At 60.7% G+C, this 7270-nt stretch carries 7 protein-coding genes and 3 tRNA genes; 5 read left to right on the forward strand and 5 right to left on the reverse strand.

From position 1 onward, the window contains the following. Positions 1-215: 215 nt before the first annotated feature. From QVE23_RS09800 to QVE23_RS09820, 5 genes are all read right to left on the reverse strand, one after another. A tRNA-Leu gene (locus QVE23_RS09800) sits at positions 216-303 on the reverse strand. Between the two features lie 72 nt (positions 304-375). After that, a tRNA-Leu gene (locus QVE23_RS09805) sits at positions 376-463 on the reverse strand. Between the two features lie 31 nt (positions 464-494). Then, positions 495-581 (reverse strand) — tRNA-Leu (locus tag QVE23_RS09810). A 149-nt stretch (positions 582-730) separates the two neighbouring features. Next, positions 731-2104 carry a citrate/2-methylcitrate synthase gene (locus QVE23_RS09815; protein ID WP_021750549.1) on the reverse strand — a complete coding sequence of 458 codons (1374 nt, stop codon included), beginning with the start codon at positions 2102-2104 and terminating at the stop codon, positions 731-733. Positions 2105-2309: 205 nt separating this feature from the next. Next, a complete protein-coding gene (locus tag QVE23_RS09820; RefSeq protein ID WP_021750550.1) occupies positions 2310-3026 on the reverse strand; it encodes an NAD-dependent protein deacylase in 717 nt (238 codons plus the stop codon). A 50-nt stretch (positions 3027-3076) separates the two neighbouring features. Between QVE23_RS09820 and QVE23_RS09825 the strand changes: the two genes are divergently transcribed. The 5 genes from QVE23_RS09825 to QVE23_RS09845 form a co-directional block, all read left to right on the forward strand. After that, complete coding sequence (locus tag QVE23_RS09825; protein WP_021750551.1) at positions 3077-3412, forward strand: arsenate reductase family protein; 336 nt, start codon at positions 3077-3079, stop codon at positions 3410-3412. Positions 3413-3506: 94 nt separating this feature from the next. Continuing rightward, a complete protein-coding gene (locus QVE23_RS09830) occupies positions 3507-4370 on the forward strand; it encodes a YihY/virulence factor BrkB family protein (RefSeq protein WP_287967111.1) in 864 nt (287 codons plus the stop codon). Between the two features lie 106 nt (positions 4371-4476). Continuing rightward, positions 4477-5709, forward strand: coding sequence for an aminopeptidase (locus QVE23_RS09835; RefSeq protein ID WP_287227903.1), 1233 nt, complete (start codon positions 4477-4479; stop codon positions 5707-5709). 24 nt (positions 5710-5733) lie between these two features. Next, positions 5734-6228 carry a gamma carbonic anhydrase family protein gene (locus QVE23_RS09840; protein ID WP_287967110.1) on the forward strand — a complete coding sequence of 165 codons (495 nt, stop codon included), beginning with the start codon at positions 5734-5736 and terminating at the stop codon, positions 6226-6228. 37 nt (positions 6229-6265) lie between these two features. Further along, positions 6266-7270, forward strand: a 1005-nt coding sequence (locus QVE23_RS09845) for an AI-2E family transporter (RefSeq protein ID WP_287968101.1), incomplete at its 3' end; no start/stop codon positions are given.

A 7270-nucleotide genomic window follows, 5' to 3' on the forward strand; every position in this document is an offset into this window, starting at 1 on the left:
TCGACGGGGTGTGGGAGCAGCGGCTCCGTATCCACTATAACTGCGTAGGGGTCATTGAGATCCCGGAGCTGATCCCGTTGCCCGCCCCGGAGGTGTCAGTAAACACAAGAAAAGGCGTAGTCGTCAACTACGCCCCATCCACCATCGCCGGATGAAAACAAAAGAAAAAGACGAGTGTTCTTACAGCGTTTCAAATGCTATAAGAACACTCGTCATGGTGCGCGAGGCGGGACTTGAACCCGCACGTCCGTAATGGACACTAGAACCTGAATCTAGCGAGTCTGCCAATTCCACCACTCGCGCGTCGATATGAACTTTGCTCCCTGTATCTCCCCGTTGGGGTGTTCCACCGGAAGGGAGCCCTCCGGTGGAACGTGGTGCGCGAGGCGGGACTTGAACCCGCACGTCCGTAATGGACACTAGAACCTGAATCTAGCGAGTCTGCCAATTCCACCACTCGCGCATAGAGCGGTTATCTTTTCAGAGACACCGTATGGTGCGGCTGACGGGATTTGAACCCACACGTCGATTCGGACACCAGCACCTCAAGCTGGCCTGTCTACCAGTTCCAGCACAGCCGCAAATGTTCGTCCCCTAAAAAAGACTGCTTGATTATTATAGCCAGTCGAGATCCAAATGTCAACTGTTTTTCCCCGATCAGTCGAAAAAATTTCCATGGACCAGGAATTCGGCCGGGACCGCCGAAGACGGTCCCGGCCGCCTGACCTGTTCAGCGCCGGTCCATGGACGTATAGGGACGGTGCTCCTCCACACACTCATACCGGGGGCGGATCAGCTTGCCTCCCACGGAGAGCTCCTCCATCCGGTGGGCACTCCAGCCGGCGATACGGGCCACGGCGAACAGGGGCGTATACAGCTCCTTGGGCAGGCCCAGCATCTCATAGACAAATCCGCTGTAAAAGTCGATGTTGGTGGAGAGCACAGACTTGTGCTGCCGCTCCATCAGCAGCTGCTTGCCGATCTTCTCCACATTGGCGTACAGGGCCAGCTCGTCCTCCCGGCCCTTTTCCGCCGCCAGGTGATTCACGTAGGCCCGGAACACCTCGCACCGGGGGTCGGTCTTGGTATAGACCGCGTGGCCCAGGCCGTAGATCAGGCCGCTGCGGTCGAAGGCATCCTTGTTCAGGATCCTGGTGAGATAGTCCGCCACGCAGCCCTCGTCATTCCAGTCCCGCACGTGCTCCTTCACGTCGTCCATCATGGCCATCACCTTGCTGTTGGCGCCGCCGTGGCGGGGACCCTTCAACGAGGCCATGGACGCGGCGATGGCAGAATAGGTATCTGTTCCGGAGGAGGTGACCACATGGTTGGTGAAGGTGGAGTTGTTGCCGCCGCCGTTGTCCGCGTGGAGGATCAGGGCCACGTCCAGGGTCCGGGCCTCCAGATCGGTGTAGCTGCAGTCCTCCCGCAGCATCCGCAGGAAGTTCTCCGCGGTGGACAGCTCCGGCTTGGGCACGTGGATAAACAGGCTCTCCCCCTGACTGAACCGCCAGGCCTGATAGGCGTAGATGGCCAGCACGGGCATATTGCTCATCAGCTGCAGGCACTGGCGCAGCACATTCTCCAGCCCGATGTCGTTGGGCTTGTCATCATAGCAGAACAGCGTCAGGATGCCCCGCTGCATGGTGTTCATCAGATCCCGGGGCGGCGCCTTCATAATCACGTCCCGGAAGAAATTGGTGGGCAGCGTCCGGTAGGAGGCCAGCTGCTGGCAGAATGCCTCCAGTTGGGCGGCGGTGGGCAGTTCGCCGAAGAGCAGCAGATAGGCCGTCTCTTCAAAGGCGAAGCGGCGCCCCTCGGAGCCCTTCACCAGCTCCCGGCAATCGATGCCCCGGTAGTAAAGCATACCGTCCTGGGGGACGATGTGCTCCCCCTCCGTGACGCTGTAAGACTGGATCTCACCCACCCGGGTCAGGCCGGTGAGCACGCCGCGGCCGTCCTCGTCCCGCAGGCCGCGCTTGACGTTATACTCCTTATAGAGCTTGGGGTCGATGTAGTTTTTCTTCTCCCACTGCTCCTTCAGCGCGAGAATGGCGGGGGTGATCTCACAATAGGCGTTCTCACGGTTCTCTTTCCAGACCATAGGGGTGCGCGCTCCTTTCGGCGGCATGCAGCCGTTGTACTATTTGCAATAGTATCATTAAAAAATTGCATTTTCAACCGTTTTAAAAAATATTTTTGAAAAAATAAGAAAACTTTTGAATTTTTCTTTTTTCGAACTTGCAAATTCAATAAAGCAACAGGCAGCCCTCCGAGGGCTGCCTGAAGAACTCCGGCGCCGAAGCGCCTCACAGCTGGGCCAGGGTCTCGCCGATGGGGTCAGTAATCACCAGATCCGCGGCCAGATCCCGGGCCACCGGCGACTTGTTGAGGAGCACCAGCCTGTGCCCCTGATAGTATCGAATCAGCCCCGCGGCGGGATAGACGTTCAGGGAGGTGCCGCCGATCATCAGCATATCCGCCTCCGCCAGGGCGCGGACGGCTGCCTCCAGCGTCCCCTGATCCAGCCCCTCCTCATAGAGCACCACATCCGGCTTGATGATGCCGCCGCAGCTGCACCGGGGCACGCCCTCCGTGCGGAGGATATGCTCCAGACCGTAAAATTTCCCGCACCGCTGGCAGTGGTTCCGGTGGACGCTGCCGTGGAGCTCCAGCACGTTCCGGCTGCCGGCGGCCTGATGGAGCCCGTCGATGTTCTGGGTGATGACGGCTTTCAACCGGCCCTCCGCCTCCCACTCCGCCAGCTTTTTATGGGCGGCGTTGGGCTTGGCGTCCGGGGCCAGCAGCTTGGCCCGGTAGAAGCGGAAAAATTCTTCGGGGTTGCTTTCGTAAAATGTATGGCTTAAAATCACTTCAGGCGGATATTTCCATTCCTGGTGATATAGGCCGCCAGTGCTGCGGAAGTCCGGGATGCCGGACTCTGTGGAAACGCCGGCCCCCCCGAAAAACACGATGTTGTCGGAGCTGTCCACCAGTTCCTTCAGCCGTTTAATACTGTCCGTCATACCGGACCCTCCATTCCAATTTCCAATTTTATTGAGACAGGAGCACAGGCATGAACATTCAGATCTTCGGTTCCTCTAAGTCCTTCGACTCCAAGAAGGCGGAGCGCTGGTTCAAGGAGCGCCGCATTAAGTACCAGTATATCGACCTGCCCTCAAAGGGATTATCCCCCCGGGAGTACCAGTCCGTCAAGCAGAAAGTGGGCTTTGACGCCCTGGTGAACACGAAATGCCGGGCCTATGAGGACCTGTACATGGCCTATATCACCCCGGACGCCCGGGAGGAGAAGCTGCTGGAGCACCCGGAGCTGTTCGTGACCCCCATCGTCCGCAATGGAAGGGAGGCCACAGTGGGCTACCATCCGGAAATCTGGCAGACTTGGGAGTGAGTCTCTGCCGCCCGACAGAATTCTGCACCGCTGCGGAACAGATCGGTGGTATTCTGTGCATACTATGGATGCACACGGAGAGGAGGTGGCCTGCGTGCAAAGGCGAGCCTGGATGGAGCTGCCCCAAAACCGCTTTCTGCGGGGCATCTATCTGCTGGTGCAGCGGTATCTGCGCCACAATGTGGGGATGCAGGGAGCGGCTCTGGCGTTTTACCTGCTGTTCATGATCTTTCCCCTACTGATCTTTGTCAGCTCCCTGCTGGGCCTGCTGCAGCTGGACGTGGATGCCATTCTGGCTGCGGTGCAGGAGTTCCTGCCCCGGGAGATCGTGTCCTTCATCGGGGTTTACCTCACCTATGTGGGCCGGAACCCCAGTGTGAAGCTGCTACTGTTTGGCCTGTTCTTCTCCCTGTATTTCCCCATGCGGGCCACCAACACGCTGATGCGCTCCGTGCGGATCGCCTATCACCTGGGCCCGCCCCGAGGCGCGCTGACCCAGCTGGTGAAGACACTGCTGTACACGGCGGTGCTGATCGCCACCATCGCCCTGACTCTGACGTTGATGTCTGTGGGAGACCGGCTGCTGCTCTACGCCGTGGACAGCTTCGGCCTGCCCCGGTTCTGGGCGGTGCTGTGGGCGAAGCTGCGGTTCCCGGTGGCGGCGGTGGCAGGGTATTTCGCCCTGTTCTTCCTGTACGCCCTGTCTCAGGACGGCCGCCAGCCCTGGCGGAACATCTGGCCCGGCACTATGGCGGCCCTGGGGGCCTGGCTGGCGCTGAACTGGCTGTACTCCACATACGTGGAGAACTTTGCCGACTACTCCCTGCTGTACGGCTCCATCGGCACGGCCATCGCCCTTTTGATTTGGCTATATATGACCGCTGTGACCCTTATCATGGGGGCGGAGCTGAACGCCACGCTGATCTCCCTGCGAAAGGACCGGGCGGGGGAATCGTAAACGATTTTTGAATCCCGGCGGCCCCCGCTTTACTTTACGGGAGAGATGCTCTACAATATTCTCTGGGTGAGGAAACCCTTGGAAAGGATGGAATCAAATGGAATCCATGAAAGAAAAACTGACGGAATACGCCCAGCTGCTGGTGCGGGTGGGCCTGAATATCCAGAGGGGGCAGCCGCTGGTGATCTCCTCGCCTGTGGAGTGCGCCTTTTTCGCCCGTCTCTGTGCGGCGGAGGCCTATCAGGCCGGTTGCCGGGAGGTGGTGATGAACTGGGGCGACGATGAACTGGGCCGGATGAAGTACCTCCATGCGGCTGACGAGGTGTTCGACACCGTGCCCCTGTGGCGGCGGCACTTCTACAACGACTACGCCCTGGAGGGGGCGGCGTACCTGGCCATCTCCGCCAGCGATCCGGAGAACCTCAAGGGCGTGGACCACAGCCGGATCGTCCGGGCCCAGCAGGCCAGCGGGAGGGCTTTGAAGGACTTCGACCGTCTCCAGATGTGCGGCGGCTTCCCCTGGTGCATCGCCTCCATCCCCATCCCCAGCTGGGCGAAGAAGGTGTTCCCGGATCTTGCGGAGAGCGAGGCAATGGACAAACTGTGGGAGGCCATCTTCCAGGCAGTGCGCATTACCGGCGACGGCAGGTGCGTAGACAAGTGGCACCGGCATATCGAGACCCTGGCCCATCGGGTGGAGAAGCTGAACCAGCTGAACTTCAAGTCCCTCCACTACACCAACTCCCTGGGCACGGACCTGACTGTGGAACTGCCGGAGGACCACATCTGGGAGGCGGGCAACGACGTGACTCTGTCTGGCCGCACCTATATCGCCAATATCCCCACGGAGGAGGTCTTCACCTCTCCCCTGAAGACCGGCGTCAACGGCGTGGTCTACTCCGCCCTGCCCCTGTCCCACAACGGCACCATCATTGACAAGTTCCACTTTGTGGTGAAGGACGGGAAGATCGTGGAGGTTCACGCAGAACAGGGGGAGGAGGCCCTCAAGGCCGCCGTCACTGTGGATGAAGGGGCCAGCTACTTCGGCGAGGTGGCCCTGGTGCCCTATGACAGCCCTATCTCCAACCAGAAGATCCTGTTCTACAACACCCTGTTCGACGAGAATGCGGCCTGCCACATCGCCTTCGGCGAGGCCTATCCCTGCCTCAAGGACGGCCAGGCCATGAGCAAGGACGAGCTGAAGGCCCGGGGCCTCAACGACTCCATCACCCACGTGGACTTCATGGTGGGCACGCCGGACCTGAACATCCTGGGTATTACCCACGACAGAAAGGAAATCCCAGTGTTCGTGGACGGCAACTTCGCCCCGGAGATCTGAAATCAGAGAGAAAGAGGAGAGACCATGACATACGAGCTGAGAAAGACTGACGAGAACGTGCTGATTGCGGAGGGCGCCTCCGTCACCGGAGACGTGCGGCTGGCAAAGGGCGTCAGCATCTGGTACGGTGCGGTCCTGCGGGGGGATATGGGCCCCATCACCGTGGGAGCGGACACCAATATTCAGGACGGGGCCATCCTCCACGAGGAGACGGTGGTGGGCAGGGGCTGCACCATCGGCCACGGGGCCATCGTCCACGGCTGCACAGTGGGGGACAACACCCTGATCGGCATGGGGGCCATTGTCCTCAACGGCGCGAAGATCGGCAGCGACTGTATCGTGGGTGCCGGGGCCCTGGTCACCGGAAAAATGGACGCCCCGGACGGGTCCATGATCCTGGGCAGCCCCGCCAAGGTGGTGCGGCCCCTGAAGCCGGAGGAGATCGAAGGCAACCAGGCGGCCATGGAGGAGTATCTGGAAGCTGCCGCCCAGTATCGGAAGGAGCAGGAAGCCCGTTGAGACAGGCCCTCCGGGCCGGAAAGAGAGTTTACCGTTCATGGAATGGAACAAACAGAAGATCAAAGGACTTCTGCTGGTGGTCTGCGGCGGTGTGGCGTTTTACTGCGCACTGCAGCGCCTGGATGCAGTCCTGGCGGCGCTGGGCTGGCTGCTTGGGATTTTGGCGCCGTTTCTGCTGGGCGGCGCCCTGGCCTTTATCCTGAATGTGCCCATGCGGGCCATCGAGCGGCACCTGTTCCCCAGAAACCGGAAGGGCGCAAAGCTCCGCCGCCCCCTGGCCCTGGTGCTGACCCTGGTCGCGGTGATCGGTGTGCTGGCCCTGGCTGGCCTGGTGATCGGCCCGGGCATCGCAGATGCAGTCATGTCCATCATTCGGGAGATTCCTGCCGCCTTCCAGCGACTGGAGCACCAGCTCACCGCCCTGGCGGAGAACCTGCAGGACCTGTGGCCTCTACTGGAGGAGCAGCTGATGAAGCTGCAGGAGGAGATCCAATGGCAGGAGCTTTCTGCCAAGGCTCTGGAGATCGCCAAGGCAATTGGGGCCGGGATTGTCTCCTCCGGTGGGTTCATCGGCGGTGTGGTCAGCGGTGTCAGCACCTTTGTCATCAGCCTGATCTTCTCCTTCTATGTCCTGCTGCAGAAGGAGAAGCTGGGCCGCCAGGGCCGCCAGGTGATTTACGGCCTGCTGCCCCTGCGGCAGGCCGACCGGACGCTGGACGTCCTGCGGCTGTCCGGGCGGACCTTCTCCAGCTTCCTCTCCGGCCAGTGCCTGGAGGCCTGCATTCTGGGCACGCTGTTCGTCGCGGCCATGACCATCTTCCGGATGCCCTACGCCCTGCTGGTGGGCGTCCTGATCGCCCTGACCGCCCTGATCCCCATTGTGGGGGCTTTTATCGGCTGCGCTGTGGGCGCACTGCTCATCGCCATCGACGATCCCTGGAAGGCGCTGTGGTTCATCGTGCTGTTCCTGGTGCTCCAGCAGATCGAGGGAAACCTGATCTACCCCCATGTAGTGGGTTCCTCCGTGGGGCTGCCCTCCATC

Source organism: Oscillibacter sp. KLE 1728 (assembly GCF_934833455.1).
In the GTDB taxonomy this organism is placed as follows: Bacteria; Bacillota; Clostridia; order Oscillospirales; family Oscillospiraceae; genus Oscillibacter; species Oscillibacter welbionis.

Bases quoted from the DNA above. Each gene is read 5' to 3' on its own strand.
- QVE23_RS09840 (WP_287967110.1), top strand. From the start codon at position 5,734: ATGACATACGAGCTGAGAAAGACTGACGAGAACGTGCTGATTGCGGAG.
- QVE23_RS09825 (WP_021750551.1), top strand. From the start codon at position 3,077: ATGAACATTCAGATCTTCGGTTCCTCTAAGTCCTTCGACTCCAAGAAG.
- QVE23_RS09815 (WP_021750549.1), bottom strand. From the start codon at position 2,104: ATGGTCTGGAAAGAGAACCGTGAGAACGCCTATTGTGAGATCACCCCC.
- QVE23_RS09820 (WP_021750550.1), bottom strand. From the start codon at position 3,026: ATGACGGACAGTATTAAACGGCTGAAGGAACTGGTGGACAGCTCCGAC.
- QVE23_RS09835 (WP_287227903.1), top strand. From the start codon at position 4,477: ATGAAAGAAAAACTGACGGAATACGCCCAGCTGCTGGTGCGGGTGGGC.